Consider the following 24,438-nt stretch of genomic DNA (forward strand, 5'->3'; position numbering starts at 1 on the left):
ATTCGTCACGCGGGGTCCCTTTGCTGTGCGGTCGTCGGATGCCCGTTGCAGCGACCGAGCCGAGCTCTCCAGGGCGTCGGCATGTGCGCCGAGCGTGTGCACGTGCGCCGAGAAAGGGAGGTGCCTTGGCGGCCTCGCGGAATTGCCCGCCCTGGGACAAAGGGTCGCTTCGAGGGCGAGCCTAGGTGACCGCTACAGCCATCCGTAGCCCGATATCCAGTCACCTTTTATCGGTCCCGGAAGACGGCAACTCGCTCAACTAAAGTACTGGCATGGTTCTTTCGACTCCGACTCATGCCCCATTAGTGCTGTCACGAGGGCATCAGCCAGTCGCCGACGCCTTTCGGCCAACAAGACGCATACCGGTCGCTGGGGGTGCTACCGCGTGAACAAGCCGCTGAGGCGCATAGCCATTTTCTGCGGGCTGCTGATGCTCGCACTGCTGATCCGGGCCAACTGGCTCCAGTACATGAAGGCGGACGACCTCGCCACCGACGACAACAATCGACGCGTACTGATCAACCAGTACTCGGTACCTCGCGGCGACATCATCGTGGGCGCCCGATCGATCACGGGCTCGGCGGAGTCCGGCGGGTCGGACCTCAAGTACGAACGCACCTACAAGAACGGCCCCATGTACGCGCCGGTCACCGGATACGCCTCCCAGGCCATGGGGATGACGTTCCTGGAGGGCATCTACGACAGCGTGCTCAGCGGCCAGGACGACCGGCTGGCGTTCGAGCGCTTCACGGATGTCGTCACCGGAAAGCAGCGGCGGGGCGGCGACGTCATCACGACGATCGACCCCAAGGCACAGGAGGCCGGATACAAGGGCCTCACCAAGCTCGACGCCCGCGGCTCGGTCGTGGCGCTGGACCCGAAGACCGGGAAGGTGCTCGCGCTCGTCTCGACGCCGTCGTACGACCCCGCGAAGTTCGCCGGCAACTCCCTCAAGGAGAGCGACAGGTTCAAGGCGCTCGGTGCCGACAAGGGCAAGCCGCTGGCCAACCGCGCGCTGCGGGAGACGTTCCCGCCCGGCTCGACCTTCAAGATCCTCACCGCGGCGGCGGCGCTGGAGCACGGCGTGGTGACCGACGTCGACGCGGCCTCGGGCGCGCCGTCGCCGTATCCCCTGCCGCAGTCGACCAACAAGATCGGCAGCGAGGCCGGGGACGGGGTGTGCAACAAGGCATCGCTGAAGACCGCCATGCAGTACTCCTGCAACAACGTGTTCCTCGACGCGGCCGTGAAGGTGGGCGCGGACAAGATGCGTGAGACGGCGGAGAAGTTCGGGTTCAACGAGGACGTCTACTCCTCCGACTTCGGTGATCTGCGGGCCAGCAAGAGCCTCTACCCCGGGGACCTGGACAAGCCCGGCACCGCGCTGACCGGCATGGGCCAGGGCAGCCTCACCAGTACGCCGCTGCAGATGGCCATGATCACGGCCGCGATGGTGAACGACGGCAAGGTCATGCAGCCCTACATCGTCGACCAGCTGCGGTCCCCCGACCTGAGCGCCCTGGAGGAGCACAAGCCTGAGGTCATGAGCCAGGCCGTCTCCCAGTCCACGGCCGAGAAGGTCCGCGAGATGATGGAGCACACCGCCAAGGAGGGCAGCGCACGCCGGGCCCTCATCGAAGGGGTCACGGTGGGCGGCAAGACCGGCACGGCCCAGCGCGGCGTGGATGTGCGCGAGCAGGTTCCCTACGGCTGGTTCGTCTCGTACGGCATGAAGGACGACGGCGAGTCCGTCGCCGTGGCCGTCTTCATCGACCCGACCGCCATGGACATCTCGCGTGAGGACATCTCCGGCGGCAGCCTGGCCGCTCCCATCGCGCGGGACGTGATGAAGGCCGTGCTGGACAACTGATCCGGACTGCACTGGGTTCGGCGGTCGAGAGGGCCTGATGACGCAGATGGCTCCCACCCTGGAGGGTGGGAGCCATCTGCGTCGGTGATCGACGGTGATCGGCGGTGAAGCGTGGTGGTCGGTGGTGGCCAGGGGGGGCAGGCCTCAGCCGATCCGAGTCAGCTTCGTCCCGAGAGACGGTTCCGCGAGCCCCGACTTCAGCGCCACCGGTACGCTCCGGGCCTCCGCGACACCGCCGCCCAGCGTGAGCTCACCGACCACGGTCCCGGACTTCGCCCCGCCCGCAAGGGACTTGTCCCTGTCGCGGAAGGCCACCGTCAGTTTCTGCCCCGGCAGCCCGATCACCTTCAGGTCCTTCGTCGCAACGACCTGCGTACGGCGGCCGAGACCGTCGTCGACATGTCCGACGACCTGGCCCTTCTTCACCACCGTCGCCGAGGTGAGCGCGTCCCGGACCGCCTTGATGACCTTCTCGCTGTTGTCCAGCACCAGCTGGAGGCTGGTCGAGCCGTTGGGGTCGGGACCCGTCGCGTGCTGGTCCATCATCGTGCCGAGGATCAGCCGGTCCTCGCCGTCCAGCGTCTTGTACGCCGCCCAGGACAGCGTGCCCCCCGCGGGCGTGTTGGAGCCGGTCTTGATGCCTCTGACGCTCAGTCCGGCCGAGATCAGCGGATAGTTGTTGTTGTGGATGCGCCCTACCCCGGGTATGTCGGCGTAGGTCATGGAGACGACGGCGCGGAAGGACTCGAACTTCATGACCGCCTCGGCCAGCCTCAGCTGGTCGACGGCCGTGCTGACGGTGCCCTTGTCCAGGCCGCTGGGGTCGGTGTACGTGGTGTTCTTCATGCCGAGCGACTTGGCCGCTTCGTTCATCTTCCGCACGAACGCGGTCTCGTCCTCGGTCCTGGTGTTCCAACGGGCCAGCAGCCGGGCCACGTTGTTGCCAGACGGGATCATCAGCATCTTCAGCATGTCCTGAAGGTTGAACGTCTGGCCGACCCGCAGACCCTCGATCCGGGACTCGTCCTTGGCCTCGCCCTCCTTCACGGTCCGGGCGTCGACCGTGATGTGCGGGCCCGGCTCGTCCCTCTTGAGGGGGTGCTCGCGGAGGATCACGTACGCCGTCATGATCTTGGCGACACTCGCGGTCGGGACGGGCTTCTGCTCCCCGAACGTCCCGATGGTCCCCGTGCCCGCGACCATCACCGCACCCTGTCCCTCCTCGGGCCACGGCATGGTGAACGCGCCCCCGCCGACGGTGAACGACGACACCTTCGCGTCGACGGCGAGGGTCGGTTCGGGCAGCGGGCGGAGCAGCTGGACGACGAGGACGCCCACTGCGAGGAGCGTGGCGAGGAGCGCCGCCAGGAGCGCTGTGAGGGGTGACCGGATTTTGATCCTGCGGAGGGCAGGGATGGGAGAGGGAAAGGAGGCGAGGACAGGGGTGGGCGAGGTGGAGGTGGAGGTGGAGGTGGAGGTGGCGTTGGCAGTTGCAGTTGCAGTTGCAGTTGCAGTTGCGGAGGCGGGGGCGGGGGCGGGTTGAGCGTCTTCCTCCGCCGCCTCCTCTGAGGTGGGGGCTTCCTCGGATTCGGGCTCGGGGTCCGCTTCGGTGCTCTCGTCGGGTGCGGTGTCGGCGTCCTCGTCCTCGGTGTCCTCGGCGTCAGCGGTGTCCGGGGCGTCGGCGGTGACCGTATCGGCGTCCTGAGCCGGGGTTTCGTCGGCCTCGGCATCCGCGTCGGCCTCGGCATCCGCGTCGGTCTCGGCATCCGTGTCGGTCTCGGCATCCGTGTCGGTCTCGGCATCCGTGTCGGTCTCGGCATCCGCGTCGGCCTCTTCCGACTCGTCCGCCGCCTCTTCCGACCCCTCGGCCTCGTCTGCGGTCTCCGCCTCCTCCGCCGGTTCACCGGCAGAGTCCTTCGGCTCGTCAGGTTCCTGAACCGATGCGACGGGGGCGTCCTGCGCCTGCCGCTCCGACTCCTGCGCCTCTTCGTGTGCCTCTTCCTGCGTCTCTTCTTGCGGCTCCTCGGGCGACTCCGACTCACCCGACCCGGCCGCCGATTCCACCGCCTCCGGGGCCTCTGCCGACTCCACGGCTTCCGCGGCCTCGGCCGACGCCGCAGCCTCCGGTGTCTCCGACGCCGCAGCCTCCGGTGTCTCCGACGCCGCAGCCTCCGGTGTCTCCGACGCCGCAGCCTCCGCCGGCTCCGGCTCCGGCTCCGGTTCCGGTTCCGACGTCGGCTCCTCGGGCGGCTGCCCGACGCGCTCCGCCTTCAAGTCCGCGCCCGGGTCGGGTTTCGCACCGGAGGAGTCCGTCGGCGGGTCGTCCTGGTCGAGGACGTCGGTGTCGGGCGTTCGGTCCGCCATCGCTGTCTCCTTCACGCGCTCGCGACACATGCGTCCTACGAGACGGGCGGACGGGCGCGTCACGTGATTTGAAGCAGGTGTCGGTGATGCTCGCCGGGCGATCCGCGGCCCCCAGGGGACCGGTCGGCGATCGTCACGCGGCGGCGCGGCAAGAGTAACCGATCATTGTTCGAGCACGACGTCGGGTGTTACCAGCGGTGACCTGAAACCGACCAGATGCCTCCCCGGCTACCGCACCCCCGCCAACGCACGAGCGACGGCACCGATCGCCTCCGGCCCCACCCGGCAGCACCCCCCGATCAGCCGTGCCCCGGCCTCCCGCCACCCCCGCACCTGCTCGGCGGCGAAGGAGGAACGCCCGTCCCAGGCGCGGGCCTCGGCGTTCCAGGCCTCGCCGCTGTTGGGGTAGACGACGACGGGCTTGCCCGTGACGCGGGCGGCGGTCGCGACGGCGCCCTCGACGTCCTGCGGCGCGCAGCAGTTCACGCCGACGGCGATCACGTCGTCGGCGTCGGCGGCGAGGGCGAAGGCGTCCTCCAATGGCTGCCCCGCCCGGGTGCGCTCACCGGCGACGGAGTACGACAGCCAGGCCGGGACCCCGAGCCCGCGCACCGCTCGCAACAGTGCCGCGGCCTCGTCGGCGTCCGGCACGGTCTCCAGGGCCAGCACATCGGGCCGGGCCCCGGCCAGCACCTCCAGCCGGGGCCGGTGGAAGCGCTCCAGCTCGGCCACGCTCAGCCCGTACCGCCCCCGGTACTCGGAGCCGTCCGCGAGCATCGCCCCGTACGGCCCGACCGACGCCGCCACCCACAGTGGCCGTGCGACACCCCCGGCCCGCGCCCGCCGAGCCGCCTCGCGCGCCAGCTCGACGCTCAGGGCGAGGAGTTCGGCCGCACGTTCCCGACCGATGCCGCGCTTCGCGAACCCCTCGAACGTGGCCTGGTAGCTGGACGTGATCGCCACGTCCGCCCCCGCCTCGAAGTAGGCGAGATGCGCCTCGGTGATCGCCTCGGGCCGCTCGGCGAGCAGCCGCGCCGACCAGAGCTCGTCACTCAGATCGTGCCCGGCGGACTCCAGCTGGTTGGACATGCCGCCGTCGAGTACGACGGTCCCGGCGGCGAGGGCTTCGGCGAGGGGAAGGGCGCTGGTCATACCGACGACGGTAGTCGAGGTGCGGCGGACGTGACGGTTCAGAGGGCGGCCGGCGGTGCGGGCCCCAGCCTTGCCGAATGCTGGAGACCGCCGTCGTGAACGACGAAGTACGCGAGGTCCTGGGCGCTGGCCGGCCCGCCTTCGAACCCCTCGTGCACAACCCCGGGAGCGGCGTCACGGCCGGCGTCTGGCGGGTGGTCGTCGGCGACCGCTCGGCCGTCCTGAAGGTGCTCACCCGCCGCAAGGCGGCGACCGGAGGCTGGGCGGCCACGGAGGATCCCCGGCACTGGAACTACTGGCGGCGCGAGGCCCATGTCTACGAGTCCGGCCTCGCGCAGCTCTGGCAGCCCCACGGCCTATCCGTGCGCCGAGTGCCGACCTCCCCGGCGCCTCCCGCGTCCCCGGCCCATCCGTGTCGCCGGAATGGCGAGGCCGGCGAGCAGGCCCGCGGCCAGGACGTACGGCCACCAGCCGAGGCCGTTGGCGGTGGTGTTCGCGGTGGGGGCGTCGGCCGGGGGGCGGGGGTGGGCGGAGGCTGCGGAGGAAGCACTGGTGACGGCGGTGAGGGTCACGTCGTTGCCGTCGCCGGACCGGTAGCTGATGCGGTAGGTGGTGTCGTTCAGCTGGAGCTTCTCGCCCTCCTTGAGGCCGGTGAAGGTGCCGGTCGTCTTGGTGCGGCCCTTGTGGTCGACGATGGTGATCTTCCGGACGGGCTTCGGCGTCGTGGCGGCGGACGCCAGGTCCAGGTCGCCGGACAGCCGGACCGCGCCCGTGACCTTCAACGGGGCGCCGCGCAGGACCAGTCCGCCCTTCGCCGACTGCGTGTAGTCACCGGACACGGTCAGCCCGCTCGCCACCACACCGCCGTTCGTCACCGCTCCCTTGACCGTGCCCTTGCCGGTCAGTGACTTCCCCGCAGCCACGCGCAGCCCCGAAGTGCCGACGTCCAGGCGGGAGTCGGCCGACGTCAGCCGGATCGCGCTGCTGTGGGCGAGGGTCGCGCCGTCGCGCAGGGCGAGGGTTCCCTTCCTGACCGTCGTCGCGCCCGTGTACGTCACCGCGCTCCCCGTCAGGGTCGTCGTCGCGGACCCCGACTGCGTAAGTGAACCGCTGCCGCTGATCCGGGGCAGGGACAGGGCCTTGCGCGTGTTGTTCAGCACCAGGGAGCCGTTGTTGACGACCTTGTGGAGCCCGCCCCGCGTGTAGAGCCCGCCGTCGCCGCCCGACCTGCCGCTGCCCAGGCGCAGCACGGCGCCCTTCTCGACAGTCGTGGAGCCGTCGTAGTACTGCACGGCCGCGAAGGTGACGTCGTTGCCCTTGGTCCCCTTGATGACGATGTCCCCGGCGCCGGGCGCGGCGAGCGTGTCGTGGAACCGGCCGCCGCCGATGGGGGCACCCAGCGTCACCGGGCCGTTGTAGTCGAATGTCAGGAGCGAACGGGACCTCGCCGCCAGCAGGTTGATGTACACCGTCTCGGCCGTGCCCGGCATGAAGATCTTGTTCGTCGTGCCGTCGCCCCACTGGACATTGGCACCCTTGATGTTGGTGCCGCGCTTGTTGATGTTCTTGCGCGCGGGCGTCCAGTTCAGGGCGGGGTCACTGAGCGAGGGGTTGGTGTCGCCGCCCTGGTCGGACCAGCTGTACTGGCCGGTGAGGACGACCTTGCTGCCGGGCCGGGACTGGACGTTGATGTCGCTGCCGTACTCGCGCTGGTAGAAGTCCACGCCCATGGTGACGGTCTGGCCCAGTGGCGTGTCCACCGTCCACGTGCCCTGGTTGAGGACCTTGCGCATGTTCGGCAGCGAGGTCGCGAACTCCGGCCGTCCGGCGTTGACCTGTGTGCCGTTGTCGATGACGCCGGAGAAGGAGTGGCTGCCCGACAGGTCCCAGGTGCCCCAGAGGAAACGCGGCTGGGCGATCAGCCCGGAACCGCTGATCGTGCCCAGGTTGTAGGCGCTCGTCAGGGAGAGGCGCAGGGTGCCGTCGACCCGGATGTTGTTCTGGTTGAGCCGGAAGGCCGGGGTGTTGTAGGGGAAGTGCCCGATCAGGCCGGCCGTGCCCCCGTTGCCGTACTGCAGGGTCGCGCCGCGTGCGACCGTGATCGCGGGCGGATCCGCGTCGGCCGTCGTGACGTACGGGTGGTTGCCGCCGAGGACGCTCACCTTCTGCCGCTGCCGGGACTTCGGCAGCGTGAAGTCGCTGTCCCTGGTCAGGATCAGCGTGCCGGTGCCGCGCACGGTGAGTGTTCCCTCGCCGCGGAGGACGCCGTCGTACGTCGTCGTCCCCGATGGCACTGTGACCACCGTGTCGCCGCTGAGCGTCACGTCCCGGCCCGCGAGCACGTCGGCGGTCACGTCCCGGGTGGCGGCGGCCGCCGGGGGAGCGGCCACGGTCAGGGCGGCGACGGCCACGAGGGCGCCGGCGGCCGCTGCTGTCGTATGAGTAAGGCTGCGCACATCATCGGAGACGGGGCGGGAGGCGGCCGATAACAGAAAATCGCCCGCCGAGGGAAAGCGCTCTCCCCGTGCTCCTCTCCTTCTCGTCGAACCCGTTGACCTCCAGGTGTCACACGCTTACCTTTTCGGCGTTCGGAATGGCAGATGATGTCCGTCATTTCGAACACTTCCCCCCATGAGAATCCGAGAGGCAGTCCGCATGAGCCGCGAACACGACCTGCCCGAAGTCCCCAGCCGCCGACTGCTGTTGAAGGGTGCCGCAGCCGCCGGCGCCCTCGGTGCCGCCGCGGCCCTCCCCGGTGTCGCCCATGCCGCCCCGCCGAAGGCCGCCCCGTACGCGAACCCGCTCGTCCGCAACCGCGCCGACCCGCACATCCACCGTCATGCAGACGGTTTCTACTACTTCACCGCCACGGCCCCGGAGTACGACCGCATCATCCTGCGCCGCTCCCGCACCCTCGCCGGCCTCGCGACCGCCGCCGAGTCCGTCATCTGGACCAAGCACGCCACCGGCGACATGGGTGCGCACATCTGGGCGCCGGAGATCCACCGCATCGGCGGCAAGTGGTACATCTACTTCGCCGCGGCCCCCGCCGAGGACGTGTGGAAGATCCGCATCTGGGTGCTGGAGAACTCCAACCGCGATCCCTTCAAGGGGACCTGGGTGGAGAAGGGCCAGCTCAAGACGGCCTGGGAGACCTTCTCCCTGGACGCCACCACCTTCACCCACCGGGGCAGCCGCTACCTCGCCTGGGCCCAGCACGAGCCCGGCATGGACAACAACACCGGCATCTTCCTGTCGAAGATGGCGAACCCATGGACCCTGACCGGCCCTCAGATCCGGCTCACCACCCCGGAGTACGACTGGGAGCGCATCGGGTTCAAGGTCAACGAGGGGCCGTCCGTCATCGCCCGCAACGGCCGCCTTTTCATGTCCTACTCGGCGTCCGCCACCGACTGGCACTACTGCCTGGGCCTGCTGACCGTCGACGCCGACGCCGACCTCATGGACCCGGCCAGCTGGTCCAAGTCCCCGACCCCGGTCTTCACCAGCAACGACACCACCAAGCAGTACGGCCCCGGCCACAACTGCTTCACCGTCGCCGAGGACGGCCGCAGCGACGTCCTCGTGTACCACGCCCGCCAGTACAAGGAGATCGTCGGCGACCCGCTGAACGACCCCAACCGCCACACCCGCGTCCAGAAACTCGGCTGGAACCCGGACGGCACCCCGAACTTCGGTATACCCGTGGCCGACGCGGTGAAGGAGAGTGCGTGATATGAGACGTGTGCACGCGGTTCTGCTCGCCCTCTGTCTGGCCCTGGCCGGCGCCCTGGCCACCGCCGGTCCCGCCCAGGCGGCAGCCCAGACCGTAACCAACGGCACGCAGTTCACCGACACTTCGGGCAACCCCGTGCACGCGCACGGCGGCGGTGTCATCAAGGTCGGCTCGTACTACTACTGGTTCGGCGAGCACCGCAACGCCGACAACACCTTCCGCTACGTGGACGCCTACCGCTCCACCGACCTGAAGAACTGGGAGTTCAGGAACCACGTCCTGACCCAGTCCAGCGCCGCCGAGCTGGCCACCGCCAACATCGAGCGCCCGAAGGTCATGTACAACGCCGCCACCGGCAAGTTCGTCATGTGGATGCACAAGGAGAACGGCACCGACTACAGCGAGGCCCGCGCCGCCGTCGCCGTATCGGACACGGTGGATGGCAACTACGCCTGGCAGGGCAGCTTCCGCCCGCTCGGCCAGCACATGTCCCGCGACATCACGGTGTTCGTCGACACCGACGGCACCGGCTACATGGCCTCCGCCGCCCGTGAGAACTACGACCTCCAGATCTACCGCCTGACCAGCGACTACACCGGCATCGCCGCCCTGGTCGCCGACCCCTGGCACGGCGGCCACCGCGAGGCCCCCGCCCTGTTCAAGCGGAACGGCGTCTACTTCATGCTGACCTCGGGCGCCACCGGCTGGAACCCCAATCAGCAGCAGTACGCCACGGCCACCAGCATCGCCGGCCCGTGGACCGCGATGAAGAACATCGGCGACTCCACGGCCTACGGCTCGCAGACCGCGTACGTCCTCCCCGTGCAGGGCACTTCGACCACCTCGTACCTCTACCTGGGCGACCGCTGGGGCAACTCCTTCGGCGGCACCGTCAACGACTCCCGCTACGTCTGGCTGCCGCTGACCTTCCCCTCCGCGACCTCGATGTCCATGTCCTGGTCCCCGGAGGTCACCATCGACACGGCCACCGGCTCGATCAGCGGGACGAGTGCCACGTACAACACGCTGATCGCCCGGCACTCGTCGAAGTGCGCCGACGTGACCAGCCAGTCGCTCTGGCAGGGCGCCCAGATCAAGCAGTACGACTGCAACGGCGGCGCCAACCAGAAGTACTGGTTCAAGTCGGTGGGCGGCGGCTACTACCAGCTGATGGTCAGGAACAGTTCCCTGTGCGTGCAGGAGAACGCGAGCACGGTCAGCCAGGAGAGCTGCAACGCCTCCTCCGCCGGCCAGCAGTGGTCGGTGACCACCACCGGCTCCTACGTGAACATCAAGTCCCGTGCGACCGGGGAGTGCCTGGACGTGAACGGCGCGTCCACCGCCAACGCCGCCGCCGTCATCACGTACACGTGCAGCGGCGGCACGAACCAGCAGTGGACGCGCGGGACATGAGGTGCCGTCAGGCCAGCAGGTCGATCGCGTCGATCGCCGTGCCCGCGCTGAGATAGCCCGTCGTCCCCGAACCGCTCACCACGTCGATCCGCAGCACGTTGTACTGGCCGGTGTCCGTCTTCCAGGCGGACGCCGGCACGCTGTACGTGAAGGTGTGGTTGTTGCCCCGGTACGAACCGTTGGTCAGCGACCGGGTGCTCGGCTGGGTGGGCGGGGAGGGGATCGCGGACGTCCAGGTGTCGTTCACCGTGACCTGGGGGCGGCCGTTGGCGTACGCCGTCGTCACCCCGATCCGCAGAGTGTGCGCGGCCGCCGCCTGCGCCGCCGTCAGCCTGAAGTACACCAGGATCCCGCTGTTGACGTCCTTCCAGAGGTAGCAGGGGAAGGCCGCCGTCTCGCCGTTGCCGATCACCACATTGCCGGTCCAGGCCGCGGCCCGGACGTCCGACGGATGCGCGTACGTCATCAGATCGGCGTTCTTGAAGCCGCTCGGCGTGCCGTTCCAGTCGCCGATCCGCCAGATCGCGGAGGCGTTGCTCGGGTCGTTCGAGGACGGCACGGCGATCGTGTTGAGGGTGGTCGTGCCGCCGGCCGTGACCGACACCGAGGTCGTGTACACGGCCAGTTCACCCTTGAAGACCGTGAGGGTGTACGTCCCCGGCAGCACACCCCCGATCGAGAAGAAGCCGTCCGACGGCCGCGCCGGACTCCAGTACTGGGCCGCCGAGTTGGCGATCCCGACGGTGTACGGGTACGCCGTGTTCCGCCCGGAGATCCCCACTCCGGCCACCTTGCCGCGCCCGCTCGCGCCGACGTAGCCCGACATGCCGAGCGAGTCCGCCCACGAGGTGGTGAGGGCGCCCGGGAACAGGGCCGAGGAGGGTGCGCCGCCGTCGGTGAGGGCGATGACGTACGGGCCCTGGAGGCCGAAGCGCTGGGCCTCGGTCTGGTTCTGGCCGTAGTACAGGATCTCGTACAGGCCGCCGCCGTCCGCGCTCTGGTGGCGCAGGAGGGAGCGGTAGAAGGGGCCGCCGGAGGCCTTCTCGTGGTTGCTGCGCACGATCCACAGGCCGACGCCGCCGCCGGACCAGCCGAGGTAGTCGTAGTCCATCACGCGCCGCTTCGCGTAGTGCTTCGAGCGGGTCTGGCCGTCGGACTTCGCGAACACGTCCGAGGCCTCGACGGTGCTGTTCGTGTACGTGTAGGAGTCGGGCTCGTCGTTGAGGAACAGGCCCTTCTTCACACGCAGGATGTAGCGGGTCGCCGAGACGGACGTGTCGGCCTTGTTGGTCCACAGGTAGATGTTGTTCTCGCCGCTGCGGGCCGCGTAGTAGTGCCGCAGCGTGCCGTACGCGACCGAGATCAGGATCGTGGAACCCGACTGCCTGACGGACACGGTGGAGCTGCCGAGGCCGGACTCGATGTGCGAGTTCATGCCGCCGTAGCCCTGGTACTCCGTGCCCCGGTAGACCAGCGAGGTCAGGTCGCCGTTGGACTTGCTGACCTTGAAGACGAGGTTGGCGCCGGTGTCGACGACATAGTTCGAGCCGTCGTCGCTCCAGCCGAACGCGGCGGCGCGCGCAGTGCCGGCGAGGGCGACCGTGCCGGCGGCGGCCGTGGCGCCGAGGACGAAGGTGCGGCGGCGAACGGATCTGCCGTGGGATCCGGACATGGGGGTGCCTCCTTCGGAGTGTGGGGTGCGGGCGTTGTGCAGAGTGACAGTTGAATCGATTTCGCGAAAGGGCTTGTGCACGCTTGTACTGGGCAGTTCAACGAATTGAAGCGACCATCTAGAAAGCGCTTGTCCAACCAGGTACGGTCCAGGCGCACGCCGGGTTCATCCGAGCGAGGAGTCGCGCATGAGACGTTTCAGCATCGCCGCACTGGTGGCGGCCGCCACCTTGGGTACTGTGCTGACGGCGGCACCGGTCCAGGCCGCCCACACCGACTGCACCGCCACCGCCTGCCACTTCGACGTCTCGCCCGGCACCTACGACGTGCAGGTCCTCCTGGGCGGTGAGTCGGCGTCCAGCACGAGTGTGACTGGCGAGACCCGACGGTCCTTGCTCCCCGAGACGGCCGCCCCCGCGGGCGAGCGGGTCGTCCGCAGCTTCACCGTGGACGTCCGCACCCCGCAGGGCGAGCCGACGGGTGCCGCGGGCACCCCCGGACTGGACCTCGTACTGGGCGGCTCCGCCCCCGCACTCGCCGGCATCAAGGTCACCCCGGCCCGGCACGCCCGCCAGATCCTCCTCGTCGGCGACTCCACGGTCTGCGACCAGCCCGGCGACCCGTACTCCGGCTGGGGCCAGCAGCTCCCGCGGTACCTCCGCAAGGGCCTGTCCGTCGCCAACCACGCCGACTCCGGCGAGAGCACGGTCAGCTACCTCGCCGACTCCCGCCTGTGGGCCACCGTCCAGCCGCGGATCCGCCCCGGCGACCTGGTCCTGATCCAGCTCGCCCACAACGACAAGACGACCGACGAGGCGACGTACCGCGCGAACCTGGAGGCACTGGTGGCGGGCGTCCGCGAGAAGGGCGGCGAGCCGGTCCTCGTCACCCCCATCGTGCGCCGCTGGTTCAACGCCGACGGCACGCTCGACAACAACACGGCCCTGCTCGTCAACGGCCTCGGCGTGGACCACCCCGCCGTGATCCGCTCGGTCGCCGCCGCCCACGACGTCCCCCTCATCGACCTCACCGCGAAGACCAAGACCCTGGTGCAGACCCTCGGCGTGGAGGCGTCCAAGGCCCTGTACCTCTACAACGAGAAGCGGGACAACACCCACACCTCGGTGCACGGCGCCACGCTCTACGCGGGCCTGGTCCGCGACGAACTCGTCGCCCGGCATCTGGTGCCGCGGGGCTCGGTGCGGGTGGGATGAGCCCCTGGGGCGCCCCGACCGGAACCGGGGCGCCCCAGGCCTGACCCCTTTCGAGCCGGAAAGAGAGCCATGCACCTGCCGCCCGACAACCGCTCCCTCAGCCCGCACACCGGCTACACCCGCGCCCACTGGGAGACGGCCGCCGACACCCTGCTCGCCGCCGTGGAGCCGTACGCCACCGAGGACCGCGCCCTCTACCACTTCCCCGGCGACCGCGAGAGCTGGTCCGGCCGCCTCTCCGACGGCCTGGAGGGCTACGCCCGTACGTTGCTCCTGGCGGCCTTCCGACGGGACGAGACCGCGTTGCAGCGCTACGCCGACGGCCTCGCGGCCGGCGTCTCGGGTGCCTGGCCCCGCGTCGAGCACCGCAGCCAGCCACTCGTCGAGGCTGCCTCGATCGCGCTCGCTCTGCGCCTGACCCGGCCCCTGCTGTGGGACCGCCTCGACGACGGCGTACGGCAGCGCGCGGCGGCCTGGCTCGGGGACGCGCTGACCGCCGAAGCCTGGCCCTGCAACTGGGAGTTGTTCCCGGTGACCGTCGGCGGCTTCCTCCAGGAGATCGGACACGAGACCGAGAAGTCCCGCAAGGCGATCGACCGGGGGCTGGAGCGCATCGAGGACTGGTACGTCGGCGACGGCTGGTACACCGACGGCGACGGCCGCAAGTACGACTACTACAACGGCTGGGCGATGCACCTCTACCCGGTGCTGCACGCCTGGCTCGCCCAGGACGAACGGCTCCTCGACCTCTACGGCGGCAGGCTCTCCCGCCACCTGGAGGACTACGCCCGTCTGTTCGGCGGCGACGGCGCCCCCATGCACCAGGGCCGCTCCCTGACCTACCGCTTCGCGACGACGGCCCCCCTGTGGCTGGGCGCCCTCACGGGCCGTACGCCGCTGCCGCCGGGGGAGACCCGCCGGCTGGCCTCCGGTGCGCTGAAGTACTTCCTGGAGCGCGGCGCGGTCGACACGAACGGCCTGCTGACCCTCGGCTGGCAGGGCCCCGACGAGGCCGTCCTGCAGGGCTATTCGGGCCCGGCGTCCCCGTACTGGGCGAGCAAGGGCTTCCTCGGCCTGCTGCTCCCGGCCGACCACGAGGTGTGGACGTCCGCCGAGGAGCCCGCCCCCGCCGAGCGCACGGACGCGGTCACCGCCCTCGCGGCCCCCAACTGGCTTCTGCAGTCCACGAGTTCGGACGGTCTGGTCCGCCTCCACAACCACGGCAGCGAGGACGTCCGCTACGACCCGTACTACACGCGCCTCGCCTACTCCACGGCGACGGAGCCCTCACCGTCGTACGACAACAGTGTGATCGTCGGCGCCGACCCGAGCCGTACGGACATCGTGCCGCTCGGAGTGGGGGAGGGCTGGGTGGCCTCGCGGCACTCGGCCGGGGACGGGGTCCGGGTCACCAGTGTGGTGCTCGCGCACGGGGCCGTGGAGGTGCGGGCCCATCTGGTGGCGGGGGCCGAGCCGGGGACACCGGTGCGGGTCACCGGATGGGCCTGCCGCGACGGTGCGCGGGCCGAGATCCGCCCCGCCGCCGGCCTGAGCCGCGAACTCACCGGCGTCACCGGCGACTCCGCCACCCTCTTCATCGCCCTCGCCCGCCTCACGGCCGAGCCGGAACCCGCGCCGCTGGACGAACTGGTGACCGTGCGCGTGGACGACGAGGACGGGATCCGGGCCCGCTGGAGCGACGGGCGTGAGGTCCGGGTGCGGTTGGCGGACGGGGAGGACGTCGAAGTGCGCGCTACAGCCCGCGCCTGACCTCTTGGGCCGTGATACCCGCCCGGTCGAGGGACCTGGCGACGGCGGGCGGGTCCAGAGGATCACCGTCGGCGTGGGAGCGCAGCCGTTCCAGCAGTAGCTGTGCGTCCAGCCGGTGTGCTTCCGCGTCGGCCAGGAGGTTCTCCGTACCGGGGCCGGCCGCCGAGTCGTCGATGCGCAGTGTCAGCTCTTCCAGCAGCCTGGCACGGTCGACGAAGTCGCTCATGCCGCAGTCCAGGCCGTCATCATCGAGGCCGTCGGGGTAGGGCGCCCGGCTCCAGGCCCCGTTCTCGTACCAGTAGACACAGCCGAGTTCGTACCCGTCCAGCCGGTCACGCAGCTCCGCGTAGGGCAGCCAGTCGGGGCCGCCCGCCAGCATGTCGATCGGCGGCTTGTGCCACTTCACGCCGCTCGACTCGTCCTCGCCGTAGAGCACGAACCGGCCCTCGCCCATCCTGGACATGATCCACCAGGTGCAGCCGGCGTCGTCCCAGTGCAGGCCCTCCTCGTCGATCCAGTGGCCCGTCCGGTGCGCGCTCGGTCGCTCTTCCTGCTCGGTGGTCGCCTTGACGGCGGCGAGCAGTGCCCACCGCGCCCACAGCTCCTCGCCCGGCGGAAGATCCTCCGCGAGCCCCGGTCGGTGAATGGTCATGTGCGCCCCCGCGTGTTCTCGTCGCGATGATGATCGTCGCAACAGTACGTGGACAGGGGAGGGCCGGCAGGGCTCAGGGCTTGAGACGAGCGACCTGCACAGTCGTCGTGGTCGGCGACGGTCAGCGGCGTGACGTGGATGCCGTCCGAGGCGGGCCAGGCCACCCGCAGGGTGCCGTTCGGGGCGACCGCCGTCGCCGTGCGTGTCCGTTCGCGGGCGTTGTTGTACCCCGCCGACTGGGAGGGGAACTCGGCCGACAGGCTCACCGCGGTGGTCGTCGGGGACAGGTTCGGCGCGGTGCTGGTGGCCGCGCCGGCGGTGGCGCACCAGGCGCCGACCAGAGCGGCGGTGGCGGCCACGCCCGCGATGAGGGCTTGCGTGCCGCATGGACCCGGCGGCGGGCGGCCCTGCCGGCAGCGGAGGGCGTGTGTCTTGCGGAAGTCATGCACCCCTGTCGCCGCCCGGGCCGGGCAAGTTGCTGAGGTTTCACGGAGTGTGCCGGGTCACTTCGGCCGGCACCGAAACGACCCGGGCCTAGCGTCTCGGGTATGACCGAAACCGCCCGCGACACCTCCGTCGAAGCCGTCCGCAGGGGCCCTGCGGAAGCCGTCCCGAGAACCCCCGCCGAAGCCGTCACCGGCATGGTCGACCACGTCCTCGCACTGGCCGCGACCTGGACCGACTGGGACGGCACGACCGCCCGCGTCGACGACCGCGTCTACACCCCGCACAAGGCGATCCGCCGCGTCGCCGACCACCTCATCGACCACCTGGCCGAGCTGGAGGCCCGGCTGGCCGGCGAGACCCCGCAGCCCGACCACTGGCACGCCTCCACCGTCACCACCGAGGCGGACCTCGCCCCCTTCACCCGGCAGGACCTGGACGAGGCCCGCAGCAGGCTGACCCGGCTCGCCCGCATCTGGGCGAACCGGCTCGACGCGCTCACCGACGACCAGCTCGACCACTCGCCCGGCGAGGGCTGGAGCTTCCGCGAACTCGCCCGGCACCTCGACGAATCGACGTACTACGCCGACGCCGTAGGAGAGACGTTCTACGTCGACGCCGTAGGAGAACTGCGGTGACCGCATTCACCGACCTCCACCACGGAGACGAGCCCCTCCTCCTGCCCAACGCCTGGGACCATGCCTCGGCCGGTGCGCTCGCCGCACAGGGTTTCCCCGCCATCGGCACGACCAGCCTCGGGGTCGCCGCGGCGGCCGGACTGCCCGACGGGACGTCGGACACCCGTGACGAGACGCTCCGGCTCACCCTTGCCCTCGGCTCGGAGCCCTATCTGCTCTCCGTCGACGCCGAGGACGGCTACAGCGAAGATCCGGACGAAGTGGGGGAGTTCGCCCGGGAACTCGCCGCCGTCGGAGCCGTCGGCATCAACCTGGAGGACCGGCTCGGCTCCAGCACGCTGCACGCCGCCAAGATCGCCGCGGTCAAGGCGGCGGCACCCGGCCTGTTCGTCAACGCCCGCACGGACACGTACTGGTTGGGCGACGGAGTCGGGACCGTGCAACGCCTCGACACTTATCAGCAGGCGGGCGCCGACGGGGTGTTCGTCCCCGGGCTCACCGAACCCCGGGGCATCGCCGCCCTGGTGAGGCAGCTCGACGTGCCCCTCAACATCCTCTACACGCCGACCGGACCCACCGTCCCGCACCTCACCGACCTCGGCGTCCGCCGCGTCAGCCTCGGCTCGCTGCTCTACCGGCGGGCGCTGGGCGCGGCGCTGGAGACGGCCGTGGACATCAGGGAAGGGCGGACATCGGGTGGTGCCGTCCCGTCGTACGGTGCCGTGGATGCGCTGAGCCGCCGGGGCGACTTGACTCACAGCGAGGGGTCGTAGGTTCCTGTTACCGTTGACTCTTTCCCGGGTATCAGACCCTTTGGACTCATCACCGGCGAGGGACCGAGGAACCATGACCATGGACATCCCCGGCGACAGGCGCCTGGCGGCCGCCGTCGTGATGGACGGCAAGCAGCGGGTGCTTCTGGTGCGCCGCAGTGAGAAGGAGCGCTTCCTGCCGCGGGTGTGGGGAGTTCCCTGCGGGAAGCTGGAGCCCGGTGAGAGTCCCGAGGACGGCGCGCTGCGGGAGCTGAAGGAAGAGACCGGACTGCTCGGCGAGGTCGTCCGCAAGGTCGGCGAGTCCTCCTTCGTCAGTGACTACCGGGGACACGAGATCAAGAACTGGCAGGAGAACTTCCTGGTCAGGCCGTTGTCCGAGGGTGTCACCCTTCCCGAGCCCGATCAGGACGCCCGATGGCTCGGCCGGTCCGAACTGACCAGCGTGGAGATCGACGCGTACAACCTCGACATCGTCTCCCAGGCCTACACCGAATCCTGAGCCCTGAGCCCTGAGCCCTGAGCCCTGAGCCCGGCGGTCCGCTTCCGCACGGTGAGCTGATCGGACAGGGAACGCATAGGGAAAACCCTGCGGCAGCGGACACACTCTTGTCGCAGCCGTCCCCGGGCGTTTCACTTGGCGCACCCCCCACAGGAGAACACCCAAGCTCACCTGCAGAAGGGTCTGTTCTTTTGTCAGCCATACGCGCCACCGCCGTCACCGCGGCGGCCTGTGCGGCCGTGCTCGCCACGGCGCTGCCGTCCTCGGCCATCAACTCGTACAACGCGACGCCCGCACCCGAACGCACCGAGGTCGGTGCGCTCGTGGCCACCTGGGACAACGACGGTGATCCCGCGACCCCGGACCGGGTCGACTGGGTCTGCTCCGGCACCATGATCGACGCGGACACCTTCCTGACAGCCGCGCACTGCACCACCGACTGGCCCGACAACGTGAAGTTCTACGTGTCCCTCGACCAGGACGTGCAGTCCGGCCTCGACGCCGCCGCCAAGAAATACCCCGGCGACCCGGGCGCACAGGCGAGGGCCGTGGCCGTACAGGGCACCGCTCACAGCCACCCCGACTTCCCCGGGCCCGCGTCGGACACCCACGACATCTCGGTGATCGAGCTGCCCGCGACGAAGGTCAAGGCCCGCTGGACCTTCACCCCGGCCACCCTGCCCACCGCGAACCAGCTCGGCGCGCTCGGACCGCAGGGCCTGAACGCCACCGACTGGCTCGTCGCCGGATACGGTACCCAGGAGGCCGTCAACGGACCCGGTGGGCAGACCCACCCCGGCGGCGGTGTCCGTATGAAGGCGCCCGTCACCTTCGACGCCCTCAACGACTCCTGGGCACGCCTTGCCATGACAGCACCGCAGGGCAACGGCGGTGCCTGCTACGGCGACTCGGGCGGCCCCAACTTCGCGGTGATCGGCGGCAAGAACGTCCTGGCCGCCACCACGATCACCGGTGACACCCCCTGCTACGCGACGAACGTGACGTACCGGCTGGACACCCCGGGCGCCCGTGCCTTCCTGTCGCCGTTCGTGAAACTCCCGTAACCCGCACCGCCCCCGCCTGCCCGGGCACGAAGTCGCCGGGTGGGCGGGGTGAGGGGGTGGCGCGAGCCGTCACCAGGTCCTGAGGCGCTCCGCCAGTTCTCGCAACGCGTCCAGATAGTCCTGCACCTCCAGCGGCACCTTCGCCACCGCCCCCGGATGCGGTCCCGCCGCCGTGAACACATCGGTGTGCCGCCGCCGTTCGGCGCCCGTCTCCAGGAACAGCGTCACCGTGGGCGCGTCCGTGTCGCACCAGGCCCGGTGCAGGGTGTGCGCGGGCAGGGCGTACGAGCTGCCCGCCGCGTACTGCCCCGTGTGCGTCAGCCGCAGCCGCGCCGGACCGGCCGGCCTCAGCACCCAGTCCGCGGACCGCTCCGCCAGCGACTCCTCGTACCGGGCCGCCGGGATACCCTCGGCGCCCACACGATCGGCGTCGCCGCCCTCGCCGTCCTTTTCGACCTCGTACAACTCCATCGCCAGCCGGCCCCGGACGACATAGGACGCCAGCGGCGAACGATGGTTGTGGATGTCCTCCGCGCCGATCCCGCCCGCACCCGGATGCCACACATGTGCGCGCAGCATGTGGCGCGGGCCGCCGTCGATCAGCAGCAGCTTGTCGAAACCGAGGACGTGACGGTACGACAGCCGTGCACAGCCTTCCGGATCCCCCTCGCCGGAGGAGAGCTCGGAGATCAGCTCCAACAGGCGGTCGGGGGCACCGAGTTCGGTGACCGCCGAGCGGGCGGCGGCCGCCAGTTCGTGCTCGGGCAGTTCACCGTCCAGCGCCCCGGCCAGCAGTCGCCGTGCCGCCAGGACCTGCCGACCGCCCATGCACTCACCCTCCGACAACCGCTCGCCACCTTCGAGATCTTCGAGTTCAGCCAACCGGCTGATACATCCATACGGCATGCGCGCGCAGCGCCGACAGTCCCTGATAGGTCATCCACATGGGCCGCCGCAGGTCGGTGCCGCCGCCCAGCGCCCAGAACCAGACGCCGTCCGTCTGCCCCGCCCACACCGCGGCGAGGGCGCCGTCCAGCCGGACCCGCCACTCGTCCTCCAGGCCCTCGGTGCGGGCGATCTCCAGGGCGCCCGGTGAGAGCAGGGCGCGGACCAGCCAGGAGGCGGTGAAGTGCCGGACGTTCAGTACCTCGTGGCGGGAGGGGTCGTCGGTGCGGGGCCGGCGTACCTCCTCGTGCACGTTCTCCAGGTCCGGGCAGGTGTCGTGGGGCGCGTCCGGGCAGGACAACAGCCAGCGGACGCCGTCCTCGCGGGCGGCCCGGGCCCGGGCGGCGCGCGCGTCACCGTCCTCGCCCAGGACCCGGGCGGCCCGGTCGAGGGCGACGACGGCCTGCGCGGTGTGCAGCGGGGACGGCCTGCCGTACGGCGGCTGCAGACGGTATCCCCAGCAGCGCAGATGGTCGCGGCGCGGGTCGCTGACCGTGCCGTCCGCCAGAGCCTCGCGCATCAGGGGCAGCACCTCGCAGCGGGGCGCGGCACGCAGCAGACCGCGCAGCACGGTCGTCACGACATGGGTCGACTCCCGCCCGGCGCGGTCGAGTCGACGGGTGAACCCCTCGGCGCACAGGTCCACCTCGGCGGCCAGCCGCTCGGCGGAGGTGCCCGCACGGGCCAGCGCGCCCAGCACCAGCGCGGTGACCTCGGGGCGCGCCTCGGAACCCTGCGACCGCGCCGACCACCCGCCCTCCGGCAGCCGCAGCCGCCACAGCGTGTCCACCAGGTCGCCGGTGCTCAGCCGGCCGTCGGGCACACCGAGGTCGAGCATGATGTGCAGGCCGTACGCGGTGCCGACGGGGGTGGGCCGGGACGGCGAGTCCTCGCCGAGGGAGTGCGGCCAGCCGGTGAGCCGCCCGCGCTCCGGGTCGTCCACGACGGACACCTGGTCGACGAGGGAGTCGTAGGCGGAGGCGAAGACCTGGGGGAGCGGGCCGGGTGCCCCCGGCGCGATGGCCGCCGGTCCCACGGCGGCGGCAAGCGCGGGATCTGTCGCCGCTGCCGCCCGGGCGCGCAGCAGCGCCGCCGCGAGCCAGGCCGCGACGGAGGTGCCGAGTCCGCTCACCCCGGCGATCGCATACCGGGCGGCCGAGCCGTCGAGCGAGTCGGGCAGCACACTGAACAGGAACTGGAACACGCCGTACCCGGCGGCGGCGCACCCCAGGCCGCCGAGCCAGCCGACGAAACGCGCCGGGGGTGATCCGTCCACGGGATCCTCGTCGGGAGCGGGGGGTGTGGGGCCGGGCTGACGGGGCCTCAAGGGGCCGCGTCCGACCTGCTGTTGGGACAAGCCGCGCTCCCTCCCCCGTGGCGGCGGCGTGGGACCTCCGCGAAGCTTCCAGTCTAAGTGGTCAGGGTGACAACTGGGGCGGCTGCCGGACCTGCCCGTTCCGCGGCCAGTTCACGAGGGCCACGTGCAGGGCGTCGACGGCGCGCTCCCAGGACTCCTGAACGTCGCGGGGGGCGCCGAACGCCCCCGTGGACTCCAGGGCGCAGTACCCGTGGAAGGTGCTGCGCAACAGCCGGACGGCGTCGGTGAGGTCGGGCTCCTCAAGGCCGTAGGCGCGGAGCATGCCGTAGGTGATCTCGGCGGTGCGGCGCATCGCGGAGGAGTCGGCGACGAGGGCCTGGTCGACGCGGATCTGGGTGGCCGCGTACCGCCCCGGGTGCTCAAGGGCGTACTCCCGGTAGGCGCCCGCGAAGGCGGCGAGCGCGTCCTTCCCGGCACGCCCCGCCACCGCGGCCGCGATCCGGTCGATCATCTCGCCGCCGGCCAGCAGCGCGACCCGGGTGCGCAGGTCCTGCAGATTCCTGACGTGCGAGTACAGACTCGCGTCCTTCACACCGAAGTGCCGCGCCAGCGCGGACAGACTGACGTTCTCGAACCCGACCTCGTCGGCGAGATCCGCGGCGGCCGCGGCGAGCCGGTCGGCGGTGAGTCCTGCGCGGGCCATGGGGCGGGTGACCTCCGAATACGTGACCTGGCCTAAACCCTCTAGGAGCCATCCTAGAGGGCTCCAGCGAGGGCCTCCACGGGAAGCGCCCCGGTCGCCTCAGGGCGCCGTCGCGGGCGCTGTCGCCGCGATGCGGGCCGCCGTGGAGGAGATCCGGCTTCGGATCACGCGGGCGTCTGCACCGGAGCCGTACGGGTCAGCTTCAGCCCGGTCAACGGCCGCTGGGAGGCCGGGTCCTGGAGCCCCCAGCCGTACTCACCCAGGCGCTGCGCCGCATAACCCGCACCCACCGCGCGGTAGGTGCGCACGGGGAGTTCCGCCTGCGGTTGCTTCCACTTGACCGCCCATCGGGCGAGCTTGGCCTCAAGCCGGGCCTGGTAGAAGGCGGCGTCTCCCTCGTGGCGGAGTTCGGGGAGCGTCACGAACCAGCGGGGCCACCAGGGGAAGACCCTGTACAGCGCGTCGAACAACTTCCCGTAACCGGCCTCCACCCCGGGTATCCAGCCGATCAGTTCGAGCGGGACGGCAAGGGCCAGAAACGCCAACGTGAACGTCGTGCACAGCAGCCAGTGCACCGGCGCGTACACCGTGGTCAGCAGGAACTGGAGGGTCAGGCGAGCGGTGCCGCGCACGGGCAGGGGGTCCCAGGACGGGTCGCGGTGCATGGGGTTCTTTCGAGGCAGGGGGAGGGGCAGGGGGGAGCGGACGGGCACGGTGTGTGGATCAAGGTGACGTGCACATTGTGCAATGCGATCTCCGTGGCCTTCGACCCGGCCGGACGGAGAATCGCCGCCGCCCGCTCCACCCCCTCACCGAGCGGCGTCAGCCGATCGGCGCGTACAGCACGCCGAGCTTGTCGAGCTCGTCGCCCGACCGTCCGGTGAAGCCGACGATCTGCCGGCCCGGCGGTGCCGTGAAGGTCTTCGTGTCCGACGTGGCCGTACCGGAGGACAGGGAGCGGCCCTTGTCCGTCGTGAAGGACGCCGAGAAGAGTCGGGTACGGCCGTCCTTCTGGCCCTGCGTCAGCTTGACGGACGTGAGGTGCTCGCCGGAGGCCAGGGTCAGCGACGTCGCCGTGCCGCCCGTGCCGCCGTGGGTGAGGGTCGTGCCGCCGTCGTGGGTCAGGGACAGCGCGTCCAGGCGGGAGCTGCCGCGCAGGGTCAGGGTGCGGGGCGCGGGCGCGGCCGGCAGGTCGTCGGCGTCGTTGAAGGCCGTGCCGTGCGGGCCGCCGAAGAAGTCGCTGGCCTTCAGGGACGAGTTGAGCGTGTAGGAGAAGTCGACCGTGTGCGGGAAGTGGTCGGACAGGTGCTCGCCGTCCTCGCGGAGGAACTTCGCCCAGTCGTTGTTGTAGCGGGTGGCGTTCAGGGTGAGCAGCTTGTTGCCGCGGTAGAGGACCTTGTCGACGACCTCGCAGTCGTTGGTCGGCGCCTTCGCGTCGCACAGCAGCGGGTCACTGCCCGCCGCCGGGGGCGTGCCGCCCTTGACCAGCCGCACCCAGGCGTCCGTCAGGCCGTTCTCGCTCACCAGCGTGCGGATGTTGTCGCCGGTGCGCGTGTAGCGGGTGTTGGTGTCGCCCATGACGATCACCGCGTTGCCGGCGGAGTTCGCCTGGATGAAGTCCGACAGCTGCTCGACGTTGGCGCGGCGGGCGGCCAGCGCGTCGGCCGAGTCGTCGGCGTTGGTGTGGACGTTGTAGAGGTCCACGAAGGCACCCTCGGCGAGGCGGACCCGGGCGAGCGAGAAGCCCTTGGGGGTCAGGCAGTTGGTGCCCGTGCACTTGTTCCACTTCACCCGCTCGAAGTCCTCGAAGGGGATGTCCGAGAGGGTGTTGAGGCCGTCGCCGAAGGGCACACCGCCGCTGGTCGCCGTGCGGTGCGGGTGGTCGTCGCCCGCGTACAGGGCCGCGTGGTAGTTGAAGTCCTCCTGGACGTTCACGATGTCGTACGCACCGAGGCGCGGCGAGATCAGCGGGGTGTTTCTCTCCGGATTGCCGGAGCTCAGGCCTTCCGGGAGGCCGGCGACGTTGTACGTCAGGACGTTGAAGGTGCCGGTGGCGGCGGCCGCCGCGGGGGCCGAGCCGGTGGTGGCGAGGCCGGTGAGGGCGAGGGCCGCGGCAGCGAGCGTGCCGATCAGTCTTCTCATGGTGGGGGTGTCTCCGATGGGTGACGAAGAAGATGAGTGCTGTTCAGGTTCGATGTCAACCAGGGTGACG

20 protein-coding genes are annotated in these 24,438 nt (G+C 70.5%); 9 read left to right on the forward strand and 11 right to left on the reverse strand.

What is annotated here, in order from left to right; all coding sequences use genetic code 11:
* The first annotated feature begins 385 nt into the window (after positions 1-385).
* Positions 386-1,870: a peptidoglycan D,D-transpeptidase FtsI family protein gene (locus tag POF73_RS43170; protein ID WP_272124896.1), complete on the forward strand. Its 1,485-nt coding sequence runs from the start codon at positions 386-388 to the stop codon at positions 1,868-1,870.
* Positions 1,871-2,014: 144 nt separating this feature from the next.
* On the opposite strand, the gene POF73_RS43175 is transcribed toward POF73_RS43170, so the two are convergent.
* The 3 genes from POF73_RS43175 to POF73_RS43185 form a co-directional block, all read right to left on the reverse strand.
* Complete coding sequence (locus POF73_RS43175; RefSeq protein WP_272124897.1) at positions 2,015-4,234, reverse strand: D-alanyl-D-alanine carboxypeptidase family protein; 2,220 nt, start codon at positions 4,232-4,234, stop codon at positions 2,015-2,017.
* Positions 4,235-4,462: 228 nt separating this feature from the next.
* A complete protein-coding gene (gene mmuM / locus POF73_RS43180; protein ID WP_272124898.1) occupies positions 4,463-5,386 on the reverse strand; it encodes a homocysteine S-methyltransferase in 924 nt (307 codons plus the stop codon).
* 356 nt (positions 5,387-5,742) lie between these two features.
* The gene (locus tag POF73_RS43185; protein WP_272124899.1) at positions 5,743-7,842 is read right to left on the reverse strand and encodes an autotransporter-associated beta strand repeat-containing protein; all 2,100 of its coding nucleotides are present in this window, start codon (positions 7,840-7,842) and stop codon (positions 5,743-5,745) included.
* A gap of 199 nt (positions 7,843-8,041) precedes the next feature.
* On the opposite strand from POF73_RS43185, the gene POF73_RS43190 reads away from it, so the two are divergent.
* Entirely contained in the window at positions 8,042-9,121 is a 1,080-nt protein-coding gene (locus POF73_RS43190; RefSeq protein WP_272124900.1) for a glycoside hydrolase family 43 protein, read from the forward strand.
* Between the two features lies 1 nt (position 9,122).
* Positions 9,123-10,535, forward strand: a complete 1,413-nt coding sequence (locus POF73_RS43195; protein WP_272124901.1) for an RICIN domain-containing protein — start codon at positions 9,123-9,125, stop codon at positions 10,533-10,535.
* A gap of 7 nt (positions 10,536-10,542) precedes the next feature.
* Here POF73_RS43195 and POF73_RS43200 read toward each other — a convergent pair whose 3' ends face one another.
* The gene (locus POF73_RS43200; RefSeq protein ID WP_272124902.1) at positions 10,543-12,207 is read right to left on the reverse strand and encodes a rhamnogalacturonan lyase B N-terminal domain-containing protein; all 1,665 of its coding nucleotides are present in this window, start codon (positions 12,205-12,207) and stop codon (positions 10,543-10,545) included.
* Between the two features lie 187 nt (positions 12,208-12,394).
* On the opposite strand from POF73_RS43200, the gene POF73_RS43205 reads away from it, so the two are divergent.
* Positions 12,395-13,420 (forward strand): rhamnogalacturonan acetylesterase, encoded by a 1,026-nt coding sequence (locus tag POF73_RS43205; RefSeq protein WP_272124903.1) that lies wholly within the window; start codon positions 12,395-12,397, stop codon positions 13,418-13,420.
* A gap of 69 nt (positions 13,421-13,489) precedes the next feature.
* The gene (locus tag POF73_RS43210) at positions 13,490-15,190 is read left to right on the forward strand and encodes a DUF2264 domain-containing protein (RefSeq protein ID WP_272124904.1); all 1,701 of its coding nucleotides are present in this window, start codon (positions 13,490-13,492) and stop codon (positions 15,188-15,190) included.
* Here the strand turns inward: POF73_RS43210 and POF73_RS43215 are convergent.
* On the reverse strand, positions 15,174-15,842 hold the full coding sequence (locus POF73_RS43215; RefSeq protein WP_272124905.1) for a hypothetical protein: 669 nt from the start codon (positions 15,840-15,842) through the stop codon (positions 15,174-15,176). The two genes, POF73_RS43210 and POF73_RS43215, sit on opposite strands and share 17 nt — an antisense overlap.
* Positions 15,839-16,201, reverse strand: a complete 363-nt coding sequence (locus POF73_RS43220; RefSeq protein WP_272124906.1) for a hypothetical protein — start codon at positions 16,199-16,201, stop codon at positions 15,839-15,841. Before POF73_RS43220 ends, POF73_RS43215 begins: the two co-directional genes overlap by 4 nt.
* Before the next feature lie 282 nt (positions 16,202-16,483).
* On the opposite strand from POF73_RS43220, the gene POF73_RS43225 reads away from it, so the two are divergent.
* From POF73_RS43225 to POF73_RS43240, 4 genes are all read left to right on the forward strand, one after another.
* Positions 16,484-16,924, forward strand: a complete 441-nt coding sequence (locus POF73_RS43225; RefSeq protein ID WP_272124920.1) for a hypothetical protein — start codon at positions 16,484-16,486, stop codon at positions 16,922-16,924.
* Positions 16,921-17,697, forward strand: coding sequence for an isocitrate lyase/PEP mutase family protein (locus tag POF73_RS43230; protein WP_272124907.1), 777 nt, complete (start codon positions 16,921-16,923; stop codon positions 17,695-17,697). The genes POF73_RS43225 and POF73_RS43230 overlap by 4 nt, the downstream gene beginning before the upstream one ends.
* A 73-nt stretch (positions 17,698-17,770) precedes the next feature.
* Positions 17,771-18,196 (forward strand): NUDIX hydrolase, encoded by a 426-nt coding sequence (locus POF73_RS43235; protein WP_443049749.1) that lies wholly within the window; start codon positions 17,771-17,773, stop codon positions 18,194-18,196.
* Between the two features lie 191 nt (positions 18,197-18,387).
* Entirely contained in the window at positions 18,388-19,260 is an 873-nt protein-coding gene (locus POF73_RS43240; RefSeq protein WP_272124908.1) for a trypsin-like serine protease, read from the forward strand.
* Positions 19,261-19,329: 69 nt separating this feature from the next.
* Here the strand turns inward: POF73_RS43240 and POF73_RS43245 are convergent, their stop codons facing one another.
* From POF73_RS43245 to POF73_RS43265, 5 genes are all read right to left on the reverse strand, one after another.
* Positions 19,330-20,088, reverse strand: a complete 759-nt coding sequence (locus POF73_RS43245) for a hypothetical protein (protein ID WP_272124909.1) — start codon at positions 20,086-20,088, stop codon at positions 19,330-19,332.
* A gap of 46 nt (positions 20,089-20,134) precedes the next feature.
* Positions 20,135-21,481 carry a hypothetical protein gene (locus POF73_RS43250; RefSeq protein WP_272124910.1) on the reverse strand — a complete coding sequence of 449 codons (1,347 nt, stop codon included), beginning with the start codon at positions 21,479-21,481 and terminating at the stop codon, positions 20,135-20,137.
* 142 nt (positions 21,482-21,623) lie between these two features.
* A complete protein-coding gene (locus POF73_RS43255) occupies positions 21,624-22,226 on the reverse strand; it encodes a TetR-like C-terminal domain-containing protein (protein WP_272124911.1) in 603 nt (200 codons plus the stop codon).
* Positions 22,227-22,390: 164 nt separating this feature from the next.
* The gene (locus POF73_RS43260) at positions 22,391-22,891 is read right to left on the reverse strand and encodes a hypothetical protein (RefSeq protein ID WP_272124912.1); all 501 of its coding nucleotides are present in this window, start codon (positions 22,889-22,891) and stop codon (positions 22,391-22,393) included.
* Between the two features lie 157 nt (positions 22,892-23,048).
* Complete coding sequence (locus tag POF73_RS43265) at positions 23,049-24,368, reverse strand: jacalin-like lectin (protein WP_272124913.1); 1,320 nt, start codon at positions 24,366-24,368, stop codon at positions 23,049-23,051.
* Positions 24,369-24,438 lie beyond the last annotated feature (70 nt).

It is taken from the genome of Streptomyces sp. HD (genome assembly GCF_028369295.1).
GTDB lineage: Bacteria > Actinomycetota > Actinomycetes > Streptomycetales > Streptomycetaceae > Streptomyces.